At 67.7% G+C, this 22030-nt stretch carries 16 protein-coding genes and 1 pseudogene; 6 read left to right on the top strand and 11 right to left on the bottom strand.

The window, feature by feature from the left end; all coding sequences use genetic code 11:
• Positions 1–3: 3 nt before the first annotated feature.
• Positions 4–1485 carry a dynamin family protein gene (locus BST42_RS07350; RefSeq protein WP_083117943.1) on the bottom strand — a complete coding sequence of 494 codons (1482 nt, stop codon included), beginning with the start codon at positions 1483–1485 and terminating at the stop codon, positions 4–6.
• 57 nt (positions 1486–1542) lie between these two features.
• Between BST42_RS07350 and BST42_RS29325 the strand changes: the two genes are divergently transcribed.
• Complete coding sequence (locus tag BST42_RS29325; RefSeq protein WP_133057421.1) at positions 1543–1977, top strand: hypothetical protein; 435 nt, start codon at positions 1543–1545, stop codon at positions 1975–1977.
• Here the strand turns inward: BST42_RS29325 and BST42_RS07340 are convergent.
• From BST42_RS07340 to BST42_RS07330, 3 genes are all read right to left on the bottom strand, one after another.
• Entirely contained in the window at positions 1949–3808 is a 1860-nt protein-coding gene (locus BST42_RS07340; RefSeq protein WP_083117941.1) for a dynamin family protein, read from the bottom strand. The genes BST42_RS29325 and BST42_RS07340 overlap by 29 nt on opposite strands.
• Before the next feature lie 86 nt (positions 3809–3894).
• A complete protein-coding gene (locus tag BST42_RS07335; protein ID WP_083117940.1) occupies positions 3895–4878 on the bottom strand; it encodes an IniB N-terminal domain-containing protein in 984 nt (327 codons plus the stop codon).
• Between the two features lie 218 nt (positions 4879–5096).
• The gene (locus tag BST42_RS07330; protein WP_083117939.1) at positions 5097–5636 is read right to left on the bottom strand and encodes an Rv0340 family IniB-related protein; all 540 of its coding nucleotides are present in this window, start codon (positions 5634–5636) and stop codon (positions 5097–5099) included.
• A gap of 204 nt (positions 5637–5840) precedes the next feature.
• Here BST42_RS07330 and BST42_RS07325 point away from each other — a divergent pair, with 204 nt between their 5' ends.
• The 3 genes from BST42_RS07325 to BST42_RS07315 all read left to right on the top strand — a co-directional run bounded on the left by BST42_RS07325 (position 5841) and on the right by BST42_RS07315 (position 13427).
• Positions 5841–7745 carry an Hsp70 family protein gene (locus BST42_RS07325; protein WP_083118349.1) on the top strand — a complete coding sequence of 635 codons (1905 nt, stop codon included), beginning with the start codon at positions 5841–5843 and terminating at the stop codon, positions 7743–7745.
• Positions 7746–7750: 5 nt separating this feature from the next.
• Positions 7751–10234: an isoniazid response ATPase/transcriptional regulator IniR gene (iniR, locus tag BST42_RS07320; protein ID WP_207569461.1), complete on the top strand. Its 2484-nt coding sequence runs from the start codon at positions 7751–7753 to the stop codon at positions 10232–10234.
• Positions 10235–10382: 148 nt separating this feature from the next.
• Positions 10383–13427, top strand: coding sequence for a (Fe-S)-binding protein (locus BST42_RS07315; RefSeq protein WP_083117937.1), 3045 nt, complete (start codon positions 10383–10385; stop codon positions 13425–13427).
• A gap of 69 nt (positions 13428–13496) precedes the next feature.
• Here the strand turns inward: BST42_RS07315 and BST42_RS07310 are convergent, their stop codons facing one another.
• The gene (locus tag BST42_RS07310; protein ID WP_237159303.1) at positions 13497–13919 is read right to left on the bottom strand and encodes a hypothetical protein; all 423 of its coding nucleotides are present in this window, start codon (positions 13917–13919) and stop codon (positions 13497–13499) included.
• Between the two features lie 200 nt (positions 13920–14119).
• On the opposite strand from BST42_RS07310, the gene BST42_RS07305 reads away from it, so the two are divergent.
• Entirely contained in the window at positions 14120–15385 is a 1266-nt protein-coding gene (locus tag BST42_RS07305; RefSeq protein WP_083117935.1) for a pyridoxal phosphate-dependent aminotransferase, read from the top strand.
• On the opposite strand, the gene BST42_RS07300 is transcribed toward BST42_RS07305, so the two are convergent.
• On the bottom strand, positions 15353–16762 hold the full coding sequence (locus BST42_RS07300) for an FAD-dependent oxidoreductase (protein ID WP_237159301.1): 1410 nt from the start codon (positions 16760–16762) through the stop codon (positions 15353–15355). The genes BST42_RS07305 and BST42_RS07300 overlap by 33 nt on opposite strands.
• A 116-nt stretch (positions 16763–16878) precedes the next feature.
• Between BST42_RS07300 and BST42_RS07295 the strand changes: the two genes are divergently transcribed.
• A complete protein-coding gene (locus BST42_RS07295) occupies positions 16879–18129 on the top strand; it encodes a YibE/F family protein (protein ID WP_083117933.1) in 1251 nt (416 codons plus the stop codon).
• On the opposite strand, the gene rfbA is transcribed toward BST42_RS07295, so the two are convergent.
• The 5 genes and pseudogenes from rfbA to BST42_RS29565 all read right to left on the bottom strand — a co-directional run.
• On the bottom strand, positions 18080–18946 hold the full coding sequence (gene rfbA, locus BST42_RS07290; protein ID WP_083117932.1) for a glucose-1-phosphate thymidylyltransferase RfbA: 867 nt from the start codon (positions 18944–18946) through the stop codon (positions 18080–18082). The two genes, BST42_RS07295 and rfbA, sit on opposite strands and share 50 nt — an antisense overlap.
• A 5-nt stretch (positions 18947–18951) precedes the next feature.
• Positions 18952–19326 (bottom strand): nuclear transport factor 2 family protein, encoded by a 375-nt coding sequence (locus tag BST42_RS07285; protein ID WP_083117931.1) that lies wholly within the window; start codon positions 19324–19326, stop codon positions 18952–18954.
• An 18-nt stretch (positions 19327–19344) separates the two neighbouring features.
• Positions 19345–20109, bottom strand: coding sequence for a maleylpyruvate isomerase family mycothiol-dependent enzyme (locus BST42_RS07280; RefSeq protein ID WP_083117930.1), 765 nt, complete (start codon positions 20107–20109; stop codon positions 19345–19347).
• A gap of 10 nt (positions 20110–20119) precedes the next feature.
• Positions 20120–21448, bottom strand: a complete 1329-nt coding sequence (locus BST42_RS07275) for a UDP-glucose dehydrogenase family protein (protein ID WP_083117929.1) — start codon at positions 21446–21448, stop codon at positions 20120–20122.
• Positions 21449–21527: 79 nt separating this feature from the next.
• Positions 21528–22030 (bottom strand): annotated as a pseudogene (locus tag BST42_RS29565) (DUF7159 family protein); the annotation flags it as partial.

Here is a 22030-nt window from a genome sequence, read left to right as displayed (position 1 = left end):
CGGCTAAGCCCCGGCGTACATCGCGACCAGCGCCTCGGCGCTGCGCACCGCGGCACGACACGCCCTGGTGGTGAACGGGTCGTTCAGTGGATGGTCGGCGCGACGACGCCAGCGTTGTGCCGCCGCGAACGCCGCGCGCGGCCCGTCGCCGGGCGTTTCGGCGGTCAGCCCCAACCGGCTTGCGGCGTCGGTGCCCGAACCGCCGATGATGCGGCGTAGCGAGGCCATCTCGTCGTCGGTCAAACTCGTTGGACGAGAACGTAGTTGACTGAGCAGCCGGAGTTCCTCGAAGGCGTGGGTGTCGGCCAGCAACGGGTCGATGTCGGCGGTGATGTACGGCGTCGCGGTGATCGGGTGCATCTCGACGAACCGGCGCAACGAGACCAGTGCGGTGTGCGCCTTGAGTAGTTCAGAGCGCTGCGCGAACTGCTGGTCGATCACGTCACGCAGTGCGACCAGCCCGCTGCGTTCGAGCAACTCGTCGGCCAGGGTGACCGAATCCGTTGCCACGCCTGCCCGCAACACGGCGATCGAGATCCGCAGCCCGAACATGCCGAACCGGTCCAGGATCTGGGCACGGGTCTGCGCGTCGACCGGCAGTGCGCTGTCCTCGCGGACGAACCGGTCCACCGACAGCATCGCGTTGTTGAGTTCGTTGGCGTCGACCGCGGCGAGCTTCTCCAGCGCGGCGAACTCGCTCTGCCGCAGGGTGCGGGCGGTCAGCGCGAGCAGTCCCGAGACCGGAACGACCGCCTGGCAGATGCCGGTCCGGTCCAGTTCACCGGTGAAACGCTGCGCGACATCCTTGGCCGACAGCATCGCGTCGAGTCGGCCCGCGCCGATCTCGTCCGCCCGGGAGGCCACCCCGATCACCCCGAGCGCACCCGAGGATCCGCCGACCAACTCCCCGATCTGCTTGAGCAGCGCGATGTCCGCGGCGTTGAGCGTGCGCAGCAGGAACACCACCGCGTCGACTCGCGGCACGCCGTCCTCAGGGACCAGCAACCGCAGGGTTCGTTCGGAGACATCGCGCGACAGCGATGACGTGCCGGGAGTGTCGATGATCGTCGCGTCGATCAATTCGGCGGCCGGCCACTCGACGTCGAGGTCGACGATGTCGTTGGCGTCCAGGCGGCCGAAGTCGAAGGTCAGCCCACCATCGCGGGCGATCGGCACATTGGAGCGGCGTCCGCCGATGTGGTTGGCGGTGACCTTCGGGATCGGGCCGTGCCGGAACCACGTGACGATGCGGGTGGCCTCGGTCGCATCGGTGGGCGCGATGTTCTCCCCGACCAGCGCGTTGACCAGAGTGGACTTGCCTGCCTTGAGCGTGCCTGCCAGCGCGATACGGATCGGTTGGTTGAGCCGCCCGGCGATCCGGTCCAGCTCGTTGAAGACGTCGGGCCGCTCGCGGTATGCCGGTTCGCCCTGGTACGCACGACGGGTGCCGCCCAGGATGGCGCGAACCTGATCGCTGGTGCTCATCGAACGACGAGTCTACGGTCCGGCGGTCCACCCGCATCACGGCTAGGATCAGCCGCCATGCCCCAGCACAAGGCGCCGTGGTACCGCTCGGCGGCGGCCACCTCAGCCGCCGGGCTGCTCGGGCTCGCGGTGGTCGCGATCCTGGTGTACGCGGTGGTGACGATGTCGAGCAAATGGAGCACGACGGACACCGAGACCGTCCTTCCGCCCGGCACGCATATTCCCGACGCGCCGCACATCGCGAAAACCACCTCAGGCTCGACGAGCACGTCCTATCCCAGCGTGCAGCTGTCGACGACCGATATCGGGTTGCCGGGCGAGAGCACGACCAGCGGCACCTCGTCGCCGACGTCGAGCACCCCGTCCTCGGAGGTTCCGCCGTCGGAGCGGGTGGCGCCGACGTTCCCGGGCACCTTCCCCACCCGCGTCACCCACCCGCCCGGCACCAGATCCGGGCCGCGGCTCAACGAGACTCGGTCGTCCTCGCCGTAGAAAGTGCTGTGGGGAACAGCTTTTCGGCGTTATCGATGACTTGGCCGAGAATATTGGCCTGGCGTTCGAGCTCACGGATGCGGTTGTTGCGGTCGGTCTCCTCCATCCGCGCGGCGGCGATCGTGGATTGCAACGACTCGTTGAGCGAGCGGGTGGTCTGGTTGGCGATGTCACGGTAGTGGTCGCGCAGCTGCCGCTGGACGTTCTTGAGCCGGTCGCGGGATTCTTTGGACACCACGAACAGCACGTCGTCAACGAAGCGGCGCAGATTGGTCTTGGCCTCGTTGCGGACCCGCATCATGCGGTTCTCCATGTCCTCCTTGTAGGCCTTCCGCCCAAGCAGCAGACCCGCACCCAACGACAGCGGGTTGAACATGCCCAGACCGGCCACCGAGGTGAGCATGCCGAACATCAGCACACCGCCGTAGGAGCCACGCATACTCGTGATCACCTTGTGGCCCTTGCCGATCGGCTTCGATTCGAGACGTGCCAGCGATTTGAGCCGACCGACACCGGCATTCATCTCCGCGGCACTCACCTCGGGCATCTTGATGGCGTCCAGGCCGGCCTCGACGAACGTCCGCGCGACGTCGGCGGCCAGCGCCTCGGCACGCTGGTAGGCCCACACGAAGTTGTCACCGACGGCGTTGGCGACCGAATCCTCCACCTCCGCACCGATCTCCGCCCAGTGCTGGGTGGGGTCGCCCTCGTCGATGACACTCTCGATGTGCTGGGTGATGGCCCGGAATCGGGCGCGCAGATCATGTTCGACGTCGGCGGTCAGGTCGGCGATGCCGTCGTTGAGGACCTGCTGCCACAGTGCGGTCTGCTGCAGCGCGTCCTGTGCCTCCTGCTTGCGGCGCTCAAGGTCCTCGGTAAGCCGACGGGCCTGGTCCGGGTCGCTGAGCGCCGACAGCTCGGAGTTCACTGACAGGTTGAGATGTTCTGCTGCCGAACGTATTTCGCCGACGACGTGGTCTCGCACCGCGTCGCTCTCCCGGGATAGCACCTTCTCCGAAAGCCATGCGACGATCGCCGGGAAGTTCGATTCGTCGTTGAGTTCCTTGTCGTTGAGCTGGATTGCGTGGCTGCGCAGCAGTGAGGACGCCGGGATCAGCGGCAACTGCAGTCCTGCGCGCTGAAGGTGCGCGGTGTTGGCGGAGACGATCTCGCGCCAGTACGGGTACAGATCGGTCTTGGTGGCGACGACCGCGCCGACCGGGCAGATCTCATGGGCTTGGCGGATGAACCGCATCTCGGGTTCGGTGAATTCCTGGCTGGTGTCGCTGATCATCAGCATCGCGTCCGCATCGGGGAGCAGCCCCAGTGTCGACGACAGGTGCGGCTGGCCGTGGCCGCCGACACCGGGGGTGTCGATGAACGCCAGTCCGCCCTGCAGCAGGGGGCTGGGTGCGCCGACCTCCACCCGCAACACCTCCCGGCCCTGCGCCTGCGGGGCGCGGCGCAGGTCGTGGCGGATGTCGTCGATCGGGATGTCGATGCTGTGCGGGGGCACTCCCTCGCCGAGCGACACGATCAGCTTCGCCGACGGCTGCTCGGCGTAGCTAATGACGGTGACCAGGGCGGTGGTCTCGTCGTCGCCGACCCGGGCGACCGGCATGTTGAGCAGCGAGTTGAGCAGCTGGCTCTTCCCCTGCTTGAGCTGGCCCGCGATGACCACCCGGATCTGCGGGTCGGTGATGCGCTCTTTGGCGACAGCCAACCGGGCAACCAGATCGCCGCGGTCATTCAGGTCCGCGATCGCGCTGGTGTGATCGATCAGCTCGACGATCACCTTCACCCGGCGCGGGTCTTGCTGTGGTTGCGTCACATGTCCTCCCAGTGATCCACCGTATGCGCAGACAGGCGGCGGGGACCTCCAGACTTGCTGAAGGTCCCCGCCGTCGTCGGATTGCTTTACAGGCCCAGCAGGTGGTTGCCAGACGCCAACGCCATGTCGTGGCTGTTGTCGAGGTGGCTGTTCACCAGCGTGGTGTCGTGGCCGGCATCGAACAGCGAGTGGCTGGACGAGTCGTGCGTCGAGCTGTCGACGACCGAGTGCACCGAGTTGTCGGAGTGGTCGGTCACGGTGGTGGCGGTGTGGGTCTGGGTGTTGACCGGCGAGCTGGCCGTGTTCCCACTGTTGGTCGTCGGGTGGTTGTCGACGATCGTGATGCCGCCGCCACCCGCGTTGCCACCGGAGGCGTGCCCGCCGCCGAGTCCGATCAGGCTGCCGCCGGCCGACGCGCCGCCGCCGTTGCCACCGCTGGCGTCGACATCGTGCAAGACCGTGCCGCTGTTGTCCTTGATCACCGTGCTGCCGCCGGTGGCGGTGGTGCCGTCATCGTGGATGTGGCTGTGACCGATCGCGACGTTCGACCCGGTTCCGGCAACCACGTGACCGTTGTTCACGTCGTTGCCGTTGCCCAGGACCGCGCCGTCCCCGCTGACGATGTCGCCCTTGTTGTGGCCGTCGACCACCACGCCGCCGTCGGTGGCGGTGTTCGTGGTCTTGTTGCCGAAGGTGATGTCACCAAAGCCGAGGTTGAAGCCACCCTGCTGGGCGTTGCCGCCGGCGTTCTGATCCGGGCTCAGCAGCGAGGTGTCGTTGTGGCTGGCCAGGTCGGTCTGCGGTGCGAAGGTCGGCGACGGCGCGTAGACCGGCTGGTAGGCGGGTGCGAATCCGTAGTTGTTGGCCACCGCGCGCTGCAGGCCGACGACCGGGTCACCGCCGCCGAGCACCAGGCCGGGAACGGCGGTGGCGGCCAGCGTCGAAACCTGGGCGGCGGACACTCCGGCGAACCCGGCGTCGCGCATGGTCTGCTCCGGCGCGGCGACGAACGCACGTGCGGCGTCCTCGTTGCGGAACAGGTCAAGGATCCAGTCGAGGAGAGAGAGCATGGTCGGACCTTTCGGTGTGTTCGCCGGTGACTCCGGCGATCTGGAGACCACGTTATGGACGCGAGCGACGGGCGAAAACGGGGCCGAAACCCCTCTTCACCACACCCCCACTAGGGCCGGCCAGGGGTGGGTCCCTAGGGGATTAGGGGGTCCCTAGGGACGACCCCGGAAAACGACAAATCCCCACGTCACGGTGGACGTGGGGATTTGCCGGGGGATCAGAACAAGTCGAAACCGGAGTGGTCGACCTGAGTGTGGTTGTCGTCGACATGGCCGTGGTCCCAGGTGGTGTGGTCGGCCCAGTCCTGGACGGCGTCGGGAGAGACGCCATGGTCGGCGAGCGTGTCGGTGAGCTGCGAGGCGGTGTCCGGCAGGTCCAGCGCGCCAGGGTCGGCACCGAGATCGGTGATCAAAGCCGGAGCCTGATCCGCGTGCTGGGCGACATCGGTGATCACCGAGTGGACGTCGGGAGCGGTGGCAGCCGCGGGCAGGTGATCGAAGGCGTCGAAGGCCGCCGTCGCCGCTCCGCTCGCCCATACGTTGCCGTCGCCCGTGCCGGCCCCGGGGCCGAACCCGGCACCCGACAGTGGACCCGACAGCGAGTCGGCAACCATCGGAATCAGGTTGTTGACGTCAGCGCTGGTCACATCGGTCAGATGGGCGTCGGCGATGGCGCCGCCCGGGTCCGCGGCGTAGCGTGCGGCGGCGTCGGGATCCCGCACGAGCGACATCACGAAGTCCAGCAACGAATTTGCCATGGAAACGCCTTCTCTCCCGCCACCGATAGTCACAGTGGAATCCCAGCTGCTGCCAAGAATGTTATCGGCGGACGCGCGTGCCGTGATCGGTGTCGAAGCCACTCGAACCGCGACACCATTAGGGGGTGCAGCCTTAGGGGTTCAGAAGACATTAGGGGATATGGTGATGACGGCTGCCGGCCAGGCAGCGGAGGGATGTGCGAATTGAGCGAATCGCTGGGGTTGTCGATCGGAGCGACCAACCTGGCGGCGGCACGTCCGGGCCGCCGGCCGGTCACTCGCCGGTCGGTGTTGACGTTGTGGGACAACCGGCCTCCCGAGGTCGGCGTTCCCTCCCAGAACCCGGAGTTGACGAGCCCGAATATCACCGAGGCCGGTCAGGTGTTCCGCGGTTTCGTCGAGCGGGCGGGCGACCCGGTGCCGTTGGTGGCCGCCGACGGTTCGCCGCATCGCGGCGAGGACTTGATCGCCGACGCGCTCGAGGCGATGGCCCGCGCCGCCGATGACGGCTCACCGGCCTCCACTGTGGTCGTCGCGGTTCCCGCGTACTGGGGTGCCGGTGCCGTCGGTGCCTTGCGTGGTGCGCTGCGCACCCGGCCTGCCTTGTCGCCCAATGGTATTCCGCCGATGCTGATTTCCGATGCGACGGCCGCGCTGGCCGCCCTGCAGGCTGATCCGGGGCTGCCGTCGCAAGGCGTGGTGGCGCTGTGCGACTTCGGCGGCAGCGGTGCCAACATCACCCTCGCCGACGCCGGCGCCAACCTGCAGCCGATCGGCGAGACGGTGCGCGTCACCGACCTCTCCGGCGACCATCTCGACCAGGCGCTGCTGACCCAGGTGCTGGCCGGCGTCCGCGACGAGGCGAATCTCGACCCCGCCAGCACCAACGCCGTGGGCCCATTGACCCGGCTGCGCGACGAGTGCCGCCAGGCCAAGGAGCGACTGTCTTCCGAGACCGCGACCGTGGTGCCGGTCGAACTGCCCGGCTTCCGCTCCGATATCCGGGTCACCCGCCCGGAACTGGAAGCGCTGCTCGCCGAACCGCTTGCGGGTTTCCTGGATGCACTCGGAGATGTGCTGGAGCGCAACAGAATTCCGGCAGTCAACCTTGCCGCGGTCGCCACCGTCGGTGGCGGTGCCGCGATACCGCTGCTGACCCAACGGCTTTCCGAGGAACTGCGCGTTCCGGTGATCACCACGCCGTTGCCGGGTCTCAACGCGGCTATCGGATCGGCCGTGATCGCCGCACGCGGCGGAGCACCGGATGCGCCGACGGGGATGGCGGTGGCCGCCGCCGACGCACCCACCGGTCTGGCTCCGGCGGCGTGGGCGGCCGGGACAGCGGGCGCGGCCGCAACCGAATCGGCCACCGACGGTTCGCCGTCGGCGACGTTCCGCGCGCTGGCCTGGTCGCAGGACGATGCTCCCGGCGCCGAGCCGGTGCCGTATTCCGGTGAGGACTACACCTTCGATTACGCTCAGCAGGCGCAAGCCACCGGGATGCGCCCGATGGTCGAGTTCGAGCCGCCGGACTCCGAGACCGAACTGGTCGCCGCGCCGGTGCCGTGGTACCGGCGCCCGCCGCTGCTGTTCGGTATCGCCGCCGCTCTGGCCGCAGTGGCGGTCGGCGGACTGGCGATCACCCTCACGAGTGCCGACAGCACGCCGAGCACCACGACAACCCGGGTCACCAAACCCGGCGATCCCACCGAGGCACCGGCCACGAGTGTCGTTCCGCCGCAGACGGTCACGATCACCGGTAACGACGGGGTGCCCACCGAGTCGACGATCCCGGCGTCGACCACGGTCATCCCGACCACCACCACTACCGCGCCCACCACGACCACCACCACGACAACGCCGTCGACCACTACGACGACGACCACAACCACCACAACGACGACCACGACCACCACGACTCCGCCGACGACGACCACGACCACCACCCAGCCGCCCACCACGACCACTGCGCCTCCGACGACCACGACGCAACCGCCGACGACCACACAGGCCCCGCCGACGACAACCGTCAAACCGATCACCACCACGGTCGCCCCGCCGACCACCCGCGACATCATCACTGGCGTGACGTCGCCCCCGGGGGCGTGACGCCGGTGCCCGATTCGGTTCCAGCGCAGCATCTTCCGCCGGGTGCCGGCAATGCCATCAGCGCACTGGGGTCGGAGCCGGTCAAGATGCTGGTGACCGGCGGAGTCGGAACGGGGAAGAGCACACTGCTCGTCGCGGTGCGCGACGCTTTGCGCGGGGCGGGTTCGGCCGTCGTGACCCATGCACCGGCGGACGGTGATCGTGCCGATGCCGCCGTGGTGGTCGACGACGCGCACCTGCTGCCCGCGGCCGAGTTGCAGCGGCTCACCGAGCTCGTCGCTGATCCGTCGTCGACGGTCGTGGTGGCGACGCAGCCACGCGACCACGACGAGGCTCTGCAGGCGCTGATGACGGCGATCGAGCGTGAGCGATCCCGAATTGCCCTGGGGCCGATGACATCTGCCATGCTGTCCCGGCGGATGACCGACCCGTCCGGCCATCCGCCGCGCACCGAGTTGGTGACCAGCATTCTCGTCGCGACGGCAGGCATCCCATTCCTGGTCGACGCCGCGCTGGCCTCCGCGCGCCCGTACTCCGCTGCGTCGATCAGACAGGCTGCGCTGATCGCGCTCAACGACCGGCTACGCCGGCTCAGCGAACCCGACCTCGATGCGCTGCTGATCGCCTCGCTCAGCCGCGATCTCGGAGCCGCCGATCTGGCTGCGACACTTCAGGTTCCCTCAGATGAGGCGAGGATGCTCATCGACCGGGCCCGCGCCACCGGACTGGTCGAACCCGCGCACAGCCCGCACTTCCTGCGTGGCGTGCACCGCGCAGTCGCGCAGATTCTTGGCAACGCGCGCCACCACGACGTCGAGACCGCGCTGCTGCGCTCACAGATCGCGATGTCGACCCTGTCCCCGGACCTGGCGCTGCGGTTGGCCGAACACGGTGTGCGCGACGAACAACTGGCCGAGGTCCTGCGCCGACAGGTTGCCACTGGCCGTGCCGACCCGGCCCTGCTCCGCGCCGCGGTCGATGCCGGTGCGGTCGAGCTGCGGGCACAGTTGGCCGATGCGCTGGCGCTGGCCGGTGAATCGTCCGGGGCCGCAAGCGAAGCGGACAGTCTTTTGGCGTCCGAGGATCCCGCCGAGCGCGCGGCGGCGGTCCGGGTTGCGGCCAGCGTCGCGATGCTCAACGGCAACGCGGCACAGGCGTCTGAACTCTTCGGCTGGCTCGGCCCATATCCCGACGCAGCTGTGGGTGCGGCCGCGGCGATCGTGCTCACCGCGACAGGTGATGCCGCCGCTGCCGAACGCGCGCTTGCCGTGCCGAGCGCGGGCCCCCCGACCGCGGCTTCCCGCGCTGCCCGCACCCTGGCCGAGGGTCTGCTGGCGACATTGCAAGGTCCGTATTCGACGGCGGTCACCAAACTCGGCGCGGCGATGGCCGCTGAGTATTCGGCGGCGCAGGTACTCCCGGACAGCCCGGCGGCTCTGGTCACGCTGGCCGCACTGCACGGCGGTGACCCGGTTCGTGCGCGCAGCGTGATCGCCCGCGCGGTGCGCGCCGACCGAGACGCCGACGAGCCGCTGTACGGGCATCGGCACCGCCTGCTGCTCGGCTGGACCAAGATGCAGGACGGCCAATTCGCGGCGTCCGCCGCCGATATCGCCGGACTCGACGGCACGCATCGCCGCGACGCGCTGTGGACAGCCGCCCTGCGCACCGCACTGGCCCGCCGCGGCGGCGATGCGGGCGCCCTGCAGAAGCACTGGTATGCGGCGATGGAGGTGTTGGTCGAGTATTCGATCGACCTGTTCTCACTGCTTCCGTTGGGTGAGCTGTGGGTGGCGTCGGCCCGGATCGGCCAGCAGGACCGGCTGACGCCCGCTCTCGAGCAGGCGTTCGGTCTGCTGGAGTCGCTGGGCAGTCCGCCCACCTGGTCGGTGCCGCTGCGGTGGGCCGGCGTGCACGCCGGGATCCTGGCCAGTGATCCGGCCGCGGTGGCGCCGCATGGGCAGGCGCTGACCGCGTCGGCGGCGCACAGCCCGTTCGCCAAGGCGCTGGCCGTGGCCGGCCGGACGTGGTTGCGGGTGCTCGCCGGACAGGTCGACGGCGAAGAGGTCGGCGCCGCCGCCCGCGGACTGGCCCAGTTCGGCCTGACTGCTGATGCGACCCGGCTGGCCGGCCAAGCAGCACTGCAGACCTCCGACCCCAAAGTGTCGGGACTCATGCTGCAGGTCGCCCGCGACCTGAAACTGTCTGCCGGCGACAGCGCAGGCGACGACGGCGGGCAGCCGCTGGTACCTGAGGCGGCAGGGCCTGCGGCGGGAGCACGACAGGCGTCCTCCCCGCTGTCGGATCGCGAGCGCGAGGTGGCCGAGCTGTTGTTGCTGGGCATGCCCTACCGCGATATCGGCGCGCAGCTGTTCATCTCCGCGAAGACCGTTGAACATCACGTCGCCAGGATCCGTCGTCGGCTCGGCGCGGAGTCCCGGTCGGAAATGCTGTCGATGCTCCGGGCGATTCTGTCCCCGCAGGCCTGAGATCGCGGCCGCGCCCGCTGCTAGTTAGGACAGCCTTTGTAGCGGCGCCAAATGCCGAGATGCAACTATGAGCTGGATTGAAGTTAAGTTACTGGTCGGTAACTTACGCTAAGTTACTATAGGGTAACTTACGACAGGGAGGCTGTCCGTGACCGCTCTCGACTGGGGTCGACTGATCATCGGCCTGCTGGCCACCGCCATCGTGTTGGTGTTTGCCGCACGGCGCGTATTGTTCCTCACCCACCTGATCCGGTCCGGTCAGCCGATCAGCGATGAGAGCGGCCGCAAGGACGACATCCCGGACCGCATCAAAGCGCAGTTCACCGAGGTCTTCGGCCAGAAGAAGCTGCTGAAGTGGTCCATCCCCGGCATCGCTCACTTCTTCACCATGTGGGGCTTCTTCATCCTCGCGACGGTGTATCTCGAGGCCTACGGCGTCCTGTTCAACCCGGAATTCCACATCCCGATCGTCGGTAGGTGGGACGCGCTGGGCTTCCTGCAGGACTTCTTCGCCGTCGCCGTGCTGCTCGGCATCATCGTGTTCGCGATCATCCGGTTGCGCTCCGAGCCCAAGGAATATGGACGGGATTCTCGCTTCTACGGCTCGCATACCGGCGGCGCCTGGCTGATCCTGTTGATGATCTTCCTGGTCATCCTGACCTACGCGATCTTCCGTGCCGCCTCGGTCAACGCACTCGGCGATGCGTTCCCCTACGGCTGGGGTGCCTTCTTCTCCCACGCCCTCGCCAAGCCGCTCGCACCGCTGGGCCACACCGCCAACGAGTGGATCGAGACCATCGCGCTGATGGGCCACATCGGCGTCATGCTGGCGTTCCTGCTGATCGTGTTGCACTCCAAGCACCTGCACATCGGCCTGGCACCGATCAACGTCACGTTCAAGCGCCTGCCCGACGGGCTGGGCCCGCTGCTGCCCGTGGAGTACAAGGGTGAGCCGATCAACTTCGAGGATCCCGCCGAGGATGCGGTGCTCGGCCGCGGCAAGATCGAGGACTTCACCTGGAAGGGCTACCTCGACTTCACCACGTGTACCGAGTGTGGTCGCTGCCAGTCGCAGTGTCCGGCGTGGAACACCGGAAAGCCGTTGTCGCCCAAGCTCGTGATCATGAACCTGCGCGATCATCTGTTCGCCAAGGCCCCCTACATCATCGGCGGCAAGCCGATCCCCAACGGTGAGAACGAGGCCGAACAGTTCGCCTCTGCCGAAGGCGGTTTCGTCGAGACCAAGCACGACGAGCACGACCACGTTCCGGAATCGGGTTTCGAGCGAGTGATGGGGTCCGGCCCGGCGCAGGCGACCCGTCCGCTGGTGGGCACCGCCGAACAGCTCGGCGTTATCGATCCCGACGTGCTGTGGTCCTGCACCACCTGCGGTGCCTGCGTCGAGCAGTGCCCAGTGGACATCGAGCATATCGACCACATCGTCGACATGCGCCGCTACCAGGTGATGATGGAGTCGGAGTTCCCCGGTGAACTCGGCGTGCTCTACAAAAACCTTGAGGCCAAGGGCAATCCGTGGGGTCAGAACGCCAAGGAGCGTCTCACCTGGATCGACGAGGTTGAGTTCGACATCCCCGTCTACGGCAAGGACGTCGAGTCGTTCGCCGGCTTCGAGTACCTGTTCTGGGTGGGTTGTGCGGGCGCCTACGAGGATCGCGCCAAGAAGACCACCAAGGCCGTCGCCGAACTGCTGGCCGCTGCCGGCGTGAAGTTCCTGGTGCTCGGCGACGGCGAGACCTGCAACGGCGACTCGGCTCGCCGCTCCGGCAACGAGTTCCTGTTCCAGCAGCTGGCCGCGCAGAACGTCGAGACGTTGAACGATCTGTTCGAGGGCGTCGAGCGGGTCGACCGCAAGATCGTCGTGACCTGCCCGCACTGCTTCAACACGCTGGGCCGCGAATACCCGCAGGTCGGCGGCAGCTACACGGTTGTCCACCACACCCAGCTGCTCAACCGTCTGGTGCGCGACAAGAAGCTGGTTCCGGTGAAGACCGTGGACGGTGGAGCCAACGTCACCTATCACGACCCGTGCTACCTGGGCCGGCACAACAAGGTCTACGACGCGCCGCGTGAGCTGATCGACGCCTCTGGCGTGACGCTGACGGAAATGCCGCGGCACGCCGATCGCGGCCTGTGCTGTGGCGCCGGCGGCGCACGGATGTGGATGGAAGAGCACATCGGTAAGCGCGTGAACCACGAACGCGTCGACGAGGCGCTGACGCTGGATCCGGACAAGATCGCCACCGGCTGCCCGTTCTGCCGCGTGATGATCACCGACGGTGTCGGCGACCGCGAGAAGGCCGACGAGGTCGAGGTGCTCGACGTCGCACAGCTGCTGCTGGGGTCGCTGGACCTGAGCACGGTCACACTGCCGGAGAAGGGCACGGCGGCACGCGAGGCCGAAGCTGCCGCCGCTGCGGCACCGGCCCAGGCACCTCCCGCGCCGAAGCCCGAGCCCGAGGCGGCTCCGGCGGCCGAGCCTGCCGCGGCCGCGCCGCCGGCACCGGCCAAGGAAGCCGCGCCGGTCAAGGGGCTGGGCATCGCGGGCGGCGCCAAGCGCCCCGGTGCCAAGAAGGCCGCTGACGCAGCTCCTGCCGCCGAGGCTCCCGCTGCCGAAGCTCCCGCCGCTCAGCCCGTCAAGGGACTCGGCATTGCAGGCGGCGCGAAGCGACCGGGCGCCAAGAAGTCCGCGGCTGCCGCACCGGCCGCCGAGGCATCGACTCCTGCTCCCGCCGCTGAGGCACCTGCCGAAGCGCCTGCTGCCGAAGCACCGGTCAAGGGACTGGGTATCGCCGCGGGCGCCAAGCGGCCCGGCGCCAAGAAGTCGTCTGCCGCCGCGCCTGCTGCGGCGGAGACGCCAAAGGCTGAGGCCGCCACCGTGAAGCAGCCGCCGAATGTCGACCCGGACAAGGCCGAGACGGTCGAGCCGGCCAAGGCGGAGCCGGAAGTCAAGGGCCTCGGCATCGCCGCAGGTGCACGTCGCCCGGGCGCCAAGAAGGCTCCGGCTGCGGCTGCCCCGGCCCCGGCCGAAGCAGCGGCTGAGCCGGCGGCGGCCGAACCGGCAGCGGCCGAGCCGAAGGCTGAGGAGCCGAAAGCGGAAGCGCCGAAGGCCGACGAGCCTCCGGTGAAGGGCCTCGGCATCGCCAAGGGTGCCCGGCCACCGGGCAAGCGATAGTCCAACGAGCCTGTAGCTATCGACACCGCGTCCCGCACGTCGTGTCGATGGCTACAGCATGGGCGAGACTCAGCCGACCTTGATCAGCTGAAAGGGCGCCTGGGTGATCTGCCCGCCCGGGCAGTCACCGTTGGAGTCGGCGGTGATCGTGCCGGCCATGGTCGCGGCATCGACCGAGTAGGCGATGCGGACCGGCGCATAGCTGCCGTCGTCGCACACCACGCCGTCGGGCTTGGTCACCGTGAAGTTCCACCGGCCATCGGTGAAGGTGGCGACGCTGGTCCAGCCCAGGGTGCTGCTGAGGTTAGCGGTACAGCCGTTGACGGCTGCCGGGCAACTCGACGTCGCCGTCACCACAGCGCCGTCGTCGCCGCCGCGGACGGCGTATGTGCCATTTATCAGAGCCGGATCGGCAGACGCGGAAACAGCAAATCCCAGCGCGGTAACCGCCGCTGCGGCAGCGGCGGTCATCAATGTGCGTGCGATCTTCACGTTCATCCCTTTGGGCCGTCGGTAGTGAAGCCCCAAGTTAGCAGCCGATTCACCTGGCAATCACTGCTGCTGTTCAGCGAAATCACAGTTGTGTCCGAGGCGTCCCACAATTGAATTCGAACCGTGACTTCTCTTGTCACAGCAAAGACACAAAACGGCGCACCGGAAACCAAGTTGCATCGCAATGGGACACTTATCCGGTGAGTACGCACCAGTTACCGTGGCACGGCACCAGCCAGCACCCCCGGCAACGTACGTTCACGCAGTCCACCAAGCTGCAGGACGTTCTGTACGAGATCCGCGGACCGATCCATGAGCACGCCAACCGGCTGGAGAACGAGGGTCATCGCATCCTCAAGCTCAACATCGGCAACCCCGCGCCGTTCGGCTTCGAGGCCCCCGACGTGATCATGCGCGACATGATCGCCGCGCTGCCCGACGCCCAGGGCTACTCCGACTCCAAAGGCATTCCCAGCGCACGTCGCGCCGTGTTCACCCGCTACGAATTGGTCGAGGGCTTTCCCCGCTTCGACATCGACGACGTCTACCTCGGCAACGGCGTCTCCGAGCTCATCACGATGACGCTGCAGGCGCTGCTCGACAACGGCGACCAGGTGCTCATTCCCGCGCCCGACTACCCGCTGTGGACGGCGTCGACCGCACTGGCCGGCGGCACCCCGGTGCACTATCTGTGCGATGAGACCAACGGCTGGATGCCCGACGTCGCCGACCTGGAATCCAAGATCACCGACCGCACCAAGGCGCTCGTGGTGATCAACCCGAACAACCCCACCGGCGCGGTGTACAGCCGCGAAGTGCTCGAGCAGATGGTCGAATTGGCGCGCAAGCATCAACTGCTGCTGCTCGCCGACGAGATCTACGACAAGATCCTGTACGACGACGCGAAGCACATCAGCCTGGCCACGCTGGCGCCGGATCTGCTGACGTTGACGTTCAACGGGTTATCCAAGGCCTACCGGGTGGCGGGTTATCGGTCGGGCTGGCTGATCATCACCGGACCCAAGGAACACGCCAGCAGCTTCATCGAAGGCATCAGCCTGCTGGCCAACATGCGCCTGTGCCCGAATGTGCCTGCGCAGCATGCCATTCAGGTGGCCCTGGGCGGACACCAGAGCATCGACGATCTGGTCCTGCCGGGGGGGCGCCTCCTCGAGCAGCGTGACGTGGCCTGGACCAAACTCAATGAGATCCCCGGGGTGTCCTGCGTGAAGCCCACCGGTGCGCTGTATGCGTTCCCACGGCTCGACCCCGAGGTTCACGACATCCACGACGACGAGCAGTTGGTGCTGGATCTGCTTCTGCAGGAGAAGATTCTGGTCACCCAGGGCACGGGCTTCAACTGGCCGGCACCCGATCACCTGCGAATCGTGACACTGCCGTGGGCCCGCGACCTGAGTCGGGCCATCGAACGGCTAGGCAACTTTCTGGCCGGCTACCGGCAGTAGCTCGCCGCGGCCGCGCCGTCGGCGCAGTTTCGCCTTCACCAGCGCACAGATGAACGCGGGGTGCAGAAGCCGAGCCGGCGGGTCGAGGAAGTTGTTGATCCTGAAGAACTTCTCGGCGACAACGGCGTCGTACGAACAGACCTCCAACACCCAGTCGGTGGCCCGGTTCGCCGCTCGGGTCGCAAGGGTACGACGGCCTTCGACCTGCGGGAAGGCCAAGTCCGCCCCTGCCGCCATTTGCCATGCCACCGCAATGGATTTCGCGGCTGTCCGGAAGTATCGCCGCGGCAGATCGTCGGCGCCCGAGCGCAGGCAGTCCCGCAGGGCGATCGCGTCCAGCGCCCCCACCGTCATCCCCTGCCCGTAGACGGGGTTGAAGCTGCAGATCGCGTCGCCGCACACCACCAGACCGCCCGGAAAGCGCCGCAGCTGGTCGTAGCGCCGCCACTGGCTCCACGGCATGCGATGCCGGATCACCTCACCCAGCGGCTCCGCCGCGCTGGCGGCACTCCAAACATGTTGTGGCGCATAGCTGTAGGCGAACTCCAGCATTCCGGCACGGTGGCACGGTGGTTCGTCGCCGAGCATGCCCCAAACAGTGAACATCCACTGGTCGTTCTCATACCTCGACAAGAACAATCCGCTGGGCCGGTTCGGAGCGGCGCCGATCACAACCATCTGCTCGACGAGTCCGGGCGGAATGCGCAACAACTGGCTGACGTAGGTGGTGCGCACGACGATGCGGTCTTCCGGCGGACGGTGATATCCCAGCGCTTCCAGGAGCGCCGGCGTCCGCGATCCGCGGCCCATGGCGTCGACGACCAGGTCTGCCATCAGCAAGCGCTCGGCGCCCCCATCGTGTTCGGCCGTGTGGACCCCGGTGACGTGGGTCCGGTCGGGCGTCGATATCAGGTCGACGACGTCGTGGCAGTCCAGAATCGTCACATTGGGCATGGCCCGCAGCCGGCGCCGAACGTGATACTCCAGGAACGGTCTGCTGGACAGGTACATCGCCGAGCCAGGTTGCCGCGAGAGACCGGACCTGACGACCGTATGACCGCCGAAGGACACATAGATCTTCGAGAAGTCCCCGTCGTCGAGGGATACTCCCCCGGCGTCGACGAGCTCATCGAGGAACCCCGGGAACAGCTCGTCGACGATCTGGCCACCGCGTCCGAGCAGCGCGTGGACATGCCTGCCCTGCGGGATGCCCCGCCGATTGACCGGTTCGTCGGGCAGCTCGTCCCGGTCGATGACCGTGACGGTTCGATAGAAATCGCTCAGTGCCCTCGCGGCCAGCAAGCCACTCATGCTGGCACCCAGAACAATGGCATGGTCCCCGACGACGGCCATCCGCTCCTCCTCGCCCCTGGTCACCTGAGCATGGGGTGCGCCGCGGAGGCCGCTTAGCGTAGTCGGCTACTCGACTTCTCCGACGCTGCCGCGGTGAGGTCCGCCAGCTCATCCCCAATCAACGCCTCTACCCTGTCCGGGTGGCGCATTCGCATTCGCATTCGCACACCGGCCCGGCGCCGCTGGGTCCCCTGGCGGCCCGTGTCGTCGTGATCGCGCTGGCCGTGATCGGGCTGGCGGTGGTGATCGGTGCGGCGCTGCTGTGGCCGAGCGGGTCGAAGGCGGATATTCCGCTGCCGTTCCAGAACAGTGCGGGTGGCGCGGTCACCACCGAGGGCGGTCACGTGACGTCCAGCAGTCTGGCCGACTGCGGCAGCCCGTCGGCAGGCCAGGTGCTCACCGCAGCCCCGGCACCGGGCGTCGCGGGCAGCGGCACCTGTGTACAGACCGTGGTGACGATCGACAGCGGGCCCAATCGGGGCGCGTCGACGATGTTGGAGTTCTCGCCGGGCCCGGGTCAGCCAAACCTGTTGGCGGGTGATTCGATTCGGATCTTCCGCCAGGTCGACCAGCAGGGTGCGACCAGCTACGGGTTCTACGATTACGAGAGAACCTGGCCGCTGATCGCCCTGGCGGCGGTGTTCGCGATCGTGATCGTGGCAGTCGCCCGCTGGCGGGGGCTGCGCGCCCTGGTCGGGATCGTCGTGGCCTTCCTGGTTTTGGTGGTCTTCCTGCTGCCCGCATTGAGGGACGGCGCTCCCGCGGTGCCGCTGGCTCTGGTGGCCTCAGCGGCGATCCTCTACGCCGTCATCTATTTGGCGCACGGCATCAGCCTGCGTACCAGTGCCGCCCTGCTGGGTACGTTGACCGCGATGTTGCTGGCCGGTGGCTTGTCCTGGGCGGCAATCGAACTCGCGCACCTGACCGGCCTTTCGGAGGACCAGAACAATGAGGTTGCCGCCTACATGGGTCACGTGTCCATCCAGGGCTTACTGCTGGCGGGGTTCATCATCGGTTCACTGGGTGTGCTCAACGACGTGACGATCACCCAGGCCTCAGCGGTGTTCGAGCTCGCCCATTCAGGCCACGGTTCCCGCAAGCAGATCTTCGTCAGCGCCATGCGAATCGGCAGCGATCACATCGCCAGCACGGTGTACACGCTGGTGCTGGCCTACGCGGGCAGCTCGCTGCCGCTGTTGTTGTTGTTCAGCGTGGCCAACCGCTCGCTGTCGGATGTGCTGACCAGTGAGAGCGTGGCCATCGAAATCGCGCGCTCCGCGGTCGGCGGTATCGCGTTGGCGTTGTCGGTACCGCTGACCACCGCGATCGCCGCGGTGCTGGCTACCCCTGGTCCAGCAGTTTCATCAGATAACCGCCATAGCCCGACTTGACCAGCGCCGCCGCGCGTTTGGCCAGCTGCTCGTCGTCGATGAAACCCATCCGCCAGGCCACCTCCTCGGGGCAGGACACCTTGAGCCCTTGGCGGTACTCGATGGTGCGCACGAAATCGCTTGCATCCAAGAGCGAATCGAAGGTTCCGGTGTCCAGCCACGCGCTGCCGCGGGGCAGCACCTCGACCGTCAACCGGCCCTGGTCCAGGTACGTCTGGTTGATCTCGGTGATCTCCAGTTCGCCGCGCGGCGACGGCCGCAGCCCGCGAGCGATCTCGATGACGTCGTTGTCGTAGAAGTACAGCCCCGGCACGGCGTAGCTCGACTTGGGTTTGGCCGGCTTCTCCTCCAGAGACAGCGCGGTGCCGTCGGGTGCGAATTCGACGACACCGTACGCCGTCGGGTCGGCCACCCGGTAGGCGAAGATGGCCGCGCCCTGCAGATCTCGGAATCGGCTGAGGCTCGTGCCGACGCCGGGGCCGTAGAAGATGTTGTCGCCCAGCACAAGTGCGACGGGTCCGGTGCCGATGTGCTCGGCGCCGATCAGGAATGCCTGGGCGAGCCCGTCCGGCCGGTCCTGCACGGCGTAGCTGATGGTGACGCCGAGTTGGGAGCCGTCGCCGAGCAGGCGGTGGAACGCCGGGGCGTCGTGGCCGGTGGTGATCACCAAAATGTCCCGGATGCCCGCCATCAACAGCGTGGACAGCGGGTAGTAGATCATCGGCTTGTCGTAGACGGGCAGCAGCTGCTTGCTCACACCCTGGGTGATCGGATGCAGCCGCGTCCCCGACCCACCGGCCAGGATGATCCCGCGCAAGTCGGTCAGACCTGCAGGTCGTTATCGGACATGTCGGTGGCCGCCAGGGCCGAGGCCAGGTCGTCGTGGCGGAACACGGAGGTGACGTGGTCATGCACCACGCGGAATGCCGCGGCCGTGGTGCGCACGTCGGCCGGGTCGGTGTTCGAGGTCAGCCGCTCCTGGACGACGACGACGCCGTCGCGGTAATAGATCTGGCCCACCTCGACGTTGGCCGCCACGCGCTGCGCCCAGTCCCTGAGTGCGGCATGGCCCTGCGCGGCGCCGTCGGCGTCACCGATCTCGATGTCGTCGCTGGACAGCGAGATCAGCGTGTCCAGGTCCGAGGTGCTCAACGCGTCGTGCCAGGCCAGCACGGTGGCGATCTCTGAAGTGCTCATTTGGCTAAAACTACCGGTCTAGAACGGCGTGCGTGCCAGCCAGGTGTCCCAGACGCCCGCGTCGCCGAAGACCTCCAGGCCTTGCTCGGCGGCGCTGCGACGGCGCACGATGGCCAGCAGCAGATCGCGCGCCGGGCCGCGCAGCGCCACAGTGGCCTTGCCGTGGCCCTGTTCGACGGCGATGCCGTCGGGACGTCCGAGGATGGTCCACTCCCCGGCCTCACCGAGTCCGGGGTCGGTGGCATGCAGGTGTATCGAGTGTTCGTCGGCCACCGGCCGGTCGCCGCCGGCGGGACCCTCCTCGTCGGCCTGGATCTCGACGCGTTCCAACCATTCGGTGATCGCGTCCGCCGCTACGGCGGGCTCGACCTCGAACCCGACGCCCAACGCGATGGCGACGTCGGCACGGTGGACCACGGCCTCGTGTAGACGCCGCCGGATCCACCACGCGGCCGGACGCGGGCCCAGGAATGTCCACACCGGGGTCTCTGCGCCGGTGGCGGCTACGGCGTCGATGAGTTGCCGCGGACCGGCCTGCAGCCAGGCGATCTCGTTGTCCCGGCCGGCCGGGGGCTTACCCCCTTCGACGGTGCGCGGGTCGATGAAGTCCATCGACTGCTCGGCGACGATCTGGGCGCACCAGCGGTCGCCGCGCCCGACATGGCGCATCAACTGCTCGAGCGTCCACTCCGGGCAGGTCGGCACCGGGATCGACAGGTCGGCGTCACGCAGAAGGTCGGCGAGCGCGGTGTTTTCGGCAATCAGGGCTGTTGCGAAGTCCACGAAGGAAAACCTACGTCAACGCCGGGCGGCCCAAGGCGTAAACCTTCCATCCCGCGGTGGCCCAACGGGCGGTATCCAGGCAATTACGCCCGTCGACAACAACTCTGGCCCGCACGGTCTGCGCCAGCTCGTCGGGGTCGATGTCGACGAACTCCTGCCACTCGGTGAGCAGCAGGACCGCATCGGCGCGGTCGCAGGCCTCCAGGGCGGAGGTTGAATAGTTCAGCGTTGGGAACAGGCGCTGGGAGTTCTCCATCGCCTTCGGGTCGTACACGTTCACGGTGGCGCCGTTGAGCTGCAACAGGCCGGCGACGTTGAGTGCCGGGGAATCCCGGACATCGTCGGATTCGGGCTTGAACGCGGCCCCCAGCACGGCGACGTTGGCCCCGAGCAACGATCCCCCGCATGCGGTGGTGGCCAGCTCGACCATACGGGTGCGGCGGCGCATGTTGATGCTGTCCACCTCACGCAGGAAGGTCAACGCATGGTTGGCGCCGAGTTCGCCTGCGCGGGCCATGAAGGCGCGGATGTCTTTGGGCAGGCAGCCGCCACCGAAACCCAATCCCGCGTTCAGGAATCGCCGTCCGATCCGCGGGTCGTGCCCCAGCGCGTCGGCGAGGACGCGGACGTCGGCACCGGCCGCCTCACACACTTCGGAGATTGCGTTGATGAACGAGATCTTGGTGGCCAGGAACGCATTGGCGGAAACCTTGACCAGTTCCGCAGTCTGCAGGTCGGTCAGCAGGAACGGCACGTCCTCGGCGAGCAGGGATGCGTACATCTCCCGCAACACCGCCTCGGCCCGCCGCGAATCAGGTTGCACGCCAACAACGATGCGGTCCGGATGCAGCGTGTCCTGCACCGCGAAGCCCTCGCGGAGAAACTCGGGATTCCAGGCGACTTCGACGTCGACGCCGTCGGCTGCCAGCGCCCGGGCGCGGCGGCTCAGTGCGGCGGCCGTCCCCACCGGAACCGTTGACTTGCCGACGATTACCGACGGCCGGGTCAGCCGCGGCACCAAGTCGTCGATGACGGCGTTGACGTGGCGCAGATCCGCACCGTATTCGCCCTTTTTCTGGGGAGTTCCGACGCCGAGGAAATGCACGTCGGCGAAGTCGGCGGCCACGTCGTAATCGGTGGTGAACTGCAGACGACCGGCAGCGAGGTTGTCCTGCAACATCTTTGCCAGTCCGGGCTCATAGAACGGGATGTCCCCGGAGGACAGTTTCGCGATCTTGCCCGGGTCGATGTCGATGCCGACAACGTCGTGGCCGAGCTCGGCCATTCCCGCGGCGTGGGTCGCGCCCAGATACCCGGTGCCAAAGACAGTGCAACGCATACTGCCTCTGTACGCAGTCGCGATGAGCTGGCCGCATCGCGACACTGAGCGCGAGGCTAACGCCGGATGAACTCGGGTGTCAGTGGCCGAAACTCGGGAACGGCCACAGCGGGCTTTGCGATCCCCGACCGCTGCGCGATCCACCGGAATCACCCGAGCGCGAACCACCGTCGGACCCCGAGCTCGAGCCTGAGCCCGAACCGCCGCCGTAGCTACCTGAGCCCGAACCGCCGCCGTAGCCACCCGAGCCGTAGCCGCCCGAACCGCCGGCGGCCGGAGGAGGATTACTCGGCGCCTCCGTCACCGGTGCCTGCGGCTGCTGCGCAGGCGGCTGCTGCTGCGTCGGCGGGGTCGACGGATACGACGGCTGCTGCGTGGGAGGCGACGACGGGTAGGTCGGCGTCTGCGGCGGCGACGACGGGTAGTTCGGCGACGACGGGTACGACGGGTAGTCCCGCTGCCGCGGCGGACGCAGGAACGGCGGCAGAATCGGTTGCGGCAACACGATGATCGGCGGCGGCAGGATCGGGGCCGGGATCACCGGGGCGATCGGGGCCGGCGCGGGCGCCGGTGCCTCCGGAG

Source organism: Mycolicibacterium rhodesiae (genome assembly GCF_002086695.1).
GTDB lineage: Bacteria > Actinomycetota > Actinomycetes > Mycobacteriales > Mycobacteriaceae > Mycobacterium > Mycobacterium rhodesiae.
Note: the sequence above shows the minus strand (reverse complement) of the source record. Positions and strands in the feature narration are given on the sequence as shown.

What these genes read in the sequence shown, in the direction of transcription:
- BST42_RS07335 (WP_083117940.1), bottom strand. Translation starts at nt 4,878, where the DNA reads ATGCTCTCTCTCCTCGACTGGATCCTTGACCTGTTCCGCAACGAGGAC.
- BST42_RS07330 (WP_083117939.1), bottom strand. Translation starts at nt 5,636, where the DNA reads ATGGCAAATTCGTTGCTGGACTTCGTGATGTCGCTCGTGCGGGATCCC.
- BST42_RS07275 (WP_083117929.1), bottom strand. Translation starts at nt 21,448, where the DNA reads ATGCGTTGCACTGTCTTTGGCACCGGGTATCTGGGCGCGACCCACGCC.
- BST42_RS29325 (WP_133057421.1), top strand. Translation starts at nt 1,543, where the DNA reads ATGCCCCAGCACAAGGCGCCGTGGTACCGCTCGGCGGCGGCCACCTCA.
- BST42_RS07350 (WP_083117943.1), bottom strand. Translation starts at nt 1,485, where the DNA reads ATGAGCACCAGCGATCAGGTTCGCGCCATCCTGGGCGGCACCCGTCGT.
- BST42_RS07285 (WP_083117931.1), bottom strand. Translation starts at nt 19,326, where the DNA reads ATGAGCACTTCAGAGATCGCCACCGTGCTGGCCTGGCACGACGCGTTG.